The organism is Pseudomonas sp. AFG_SD02_1510_Pfu_092 (assembly GCF_003331055.1).
Lineage (GTDB): Bacteria > Pseudomonadota > Gammaproteobacteria > Pseudomonadales > Pseudomonadaceae > Aquipseudomonas.
In genome coordinates this window covers 1-3,374 of record NZ_PUQD01000115.1, presented here as the reverse complement: position 1 = coordinate 3,374, position 3,374 = coordinate 1, and the positions used below count along the sequence as shown (strand labels likewise).

The window sequence follows — 3,374 nt, the reverse complement described above, 5'->3', positions numbered from 1 at the left end:
AGAAATGAACATTCGCGTCGAATGTTGATTTCTGACTTTTGTCAGATCGTTCTTTAAAAATTCGGATATGTGATAGATATAGACTGAACACCCGTTTCACTGCGGGTGGATCAGGCTAAGGTAAAATTTGTGAGTTCTGCTCGAAAGAGCAACGTACGAATTTTCGGCGAATGTCGTCTTCACAGTATAACCAGATTGCTTGGGGTTATATGGTCAAGTGAAGAAGCGCATACGGTGGATGCCTTGGCAGTCAGAGGCGATGAAAGACGTGGTAGCCTGCGATAAGCTTTGGGGAGTCGGCAAACAGACTGTGATCCAGAGATCTCTGAATGGGGGAACCCACTCAGCATAAGCTGAGTATCTTGTACTGAATACATAGGTGCAAGAGGCGAACCAGGGGAACTGAAACATCTAAGTACCCTGAGGAAAAGAAATCAACCGAGATTCCCTTAGTAGTGGCGAGCGAACGGGGACCAGCCCTTAAGTTGATTTGAGATTAGTGGAACGCTCTGGAAAGTGCGGCCATAGTGGGTGATAGCCCCGTACACGAAAATCTCTTGTCAATGAAATCGAGTAGGACGGAGCACGAGAAACTTTGTCTGAATATGGGGGGACCATCCTCCAAGGCTAAATACTACTGACTGACCGATAGTGAACCAGTACCGTGAGGGAAAGGCGAAAAGAACCCCGGAGAGGGGAGTGAAATAGAACCTGAAACCGTATGCGTACAAGCAGTGGGAGCCTACTTTGTTAGGTGACTGCGTACCTTTTGTATAATGGGTCAGCGACTTATATTCAGTGGCGAGCTTAACCGAATAGGGGAGGCGTAGCGAAAGCGAGTCTTAATAGGGCGTTTAGTCGCTGGGTATAGACCCGAAACCGGGCGATCTATCCATGGGCAGGTTGAAGGTTAGGTAACACTGACTGGAGGACCGAACCGACTACCGTTGAAAAGTTAGCGGATGACCTGTGGATCGGAGTGAAAGGCTAATCAAGCTCGGAGATAGCTGGTTCTCCTCGAAAGCTATTTAGGTAGCGCCTCATGTATCACTGTAGGGGGTAGAGCACTGTTTCGGCTAGGGGGTCATCCCGACTTACCAAACCGATGCAAACTCCGAATACCTACAAGTGCCGAGCATGGGAGACACACGGCGGGTGCTAACGTCCGTCGTGAAAAGGGAAACAACCCAGACCGTCAGCTAAGGTCCCAAAGTCATGGTTAAGTGGGAAACGATGTGGGAAGGCTTAGACAGCTAGGAGGTTGGCTTAGAAGCAGCCACCCTTTAAAGAAAGCGTAATAGCTCACTAGTCGAGTCGGCCTGCGCGGAAGATGTAACGGGGCTCAAACCATGCACCGAAGCTACGGGTGTCATCTTTGATGACGCGGTAGAGGAGCGTTCTGTAAGCCTGTGAAGGTGAGTTGAGAAGCTTGCTGGAGGTATCAGAAGTGCGAATGCTGACATGAGTAACGACAATGCGAGTGAAAAACTCGCACGCCGAAAGACCAAGGTTTCCTGCGCAACGTTAATCGACGCAGGGTTAGTCGGTCCCTAAGGCGAGGCTGAAAAGCGTAGTCGATGGAAAACAGGTTAATATTCCTGTACTTCCAGTTATTGCGATGGAGGGACGGAGAAGGTTAGGCCAGCCTGGCGTTGGTTGTCCAGGTTTAAGGTGGTAGGCTGAAATCTTAGGCAAATCCGGGATTTCAAGGCCGAGAGCTGATGACGAGTTGCCTTTAGGCGACGAAGTGGTTGATACCATGCTTCCAAGAAAAGCTCCTAAGCTTCAGATAACTGGGAACCGTACCCCAAACCGACACAGGTGGTTAGGTAGAGAATACCAAGGCGCTTGAGAGAACTCGGGTGAAGGAACTAGGCAAAATGGCACCGTAACTTCGGGAGAAGGTGCGCCGGCGAGGGTGAAGGACTTGCTCCGTAAGCCCATGCCGGTCGAAGATACCAGGCCGCTGCGACTGTTTATTAAAAACACAGCACTCTGCAAACACGAAAGTGGACGTATAGGGTGTGACGCCTGCCCGGTGCCGGAAGGTTAATTGATGGGGTTAGCGCAAGCGAAGCTCTTGATCGAAGCCCCGGTAAACGGCGGCCGTAACTATAACGGTCCTAAGGTAGCGAAATTCCTTGTCGGGTAAGTTCCGACCTGCACGAATGGCGTAACGATGGCGGCGCTGTCTCCACCCGAGACTCAGTGAAATTGAAATCGCTGTGAAGATGCAGTGTATCCGCGGCTAGACGGAAAGACCCCGTGAACCTTTACTATAGCTTTGCACTGGACTTTGAATTTGCTTGTGTAGGATAGGTGGGAGGCTTTGAAGTGGGGACGCCAGTTCTCATGGAGCCATCCTTGAAATACCACCCTGGCAACTTTGAGGTTCTAACTCAGGTCCGTTATCCGGATCGAGGACAGTGTATGGTGGGTAGTTTGACTGGGGCGGTCTCCTCCCAAAGAGTAACGGAGGAGTACGAAGGTGCGCTCAGACCGGTCGGAAATCGGTCGTAGAGTATAAAGGCAAAAGCGCGCTTGACTGCGAGACAAACACGTCGAGCAGGTACGAAAGTAGGTCTTAGTGATCCGGTGGTTCTGTATGGAAGGGCCATCGCTCAACGGATAAAAGGTACTCCGGGGATAACAGGCTGATACCGCCCAAGAGTTCATATCGACGGCGGTGTTTGGCACCTCGATGTCGGCTCATCACATCCTGGGGCTGAAGCCGGTCCCAAGGGTATGGCTGTTCGCCATTTAAAGTGGTACGCGAGCTGGGTTTAGAACGTCGTGAGACAGTTCGGTCCCTATCTGCCGTGGACGTTTGAGATTTGAGAGGGGCTGCTCCTAGTACGAGAGGACCGGAGTGGACGAACCTCTGGTGTTCCGGTTGTCACGCCAGTGGCATTGCCGGGTAGCTATGTTCGGAAGAGATAACCGCTGAAAGCATCTAAGCGGGAAACTTGCCTCAAGATGAGATCTCACTGGGATCTTGAATCCCCTAAAGGGCCGTCGAAGACTACGACGTTGATAGGTTGGGTGTGTAAGCGCTGTGAGGCGTTGAGCTAACCAATACTAATTGCCCGTGAGGCTTGACCATATAACACCCAAGCAATTTGCTGACGCAGATTGCGGTGGTGAAGACGAAAGACCCGAAAATTCGTACGACCACACATTCACATATCCGGATTCGCTGGGCTGTCCATCTGGACATTCTGGCTACAGAATTTCTTGACGACCATAGAGCATTGGAACCACCTGATCCCATCCCGAACTCAGCAGTGAAACGATGCATCGCCGATGGTAGTGTGGGGTTTCCCCATGTGAGAGTAGGTCATCGTCAAGATTCATTTCGCAAAACCCCTATCTGC

Annotated in this window: 2 rRNA genes; both read left to right on the top strand. The window is 51.1% G+C overall.

From position 1 onward, the window contains the following. The first annotated feature begins 211 nt into the window (after positions 1–211). Positions 212–3,103, top strand: a 23S ribosomal RNA gene (locus C6A77_RS24985). Between the two features lie 130 nt (positions 3,104–3,233). Beyond that, positions 3,234–3,349: ribosomal RNA gene (gene rrf, locus C6A77_RS24980) — 5S ribosomal RNA — on the top strand. Positions 3,350–3,374 lie beyond the last annotated feature (25 nt).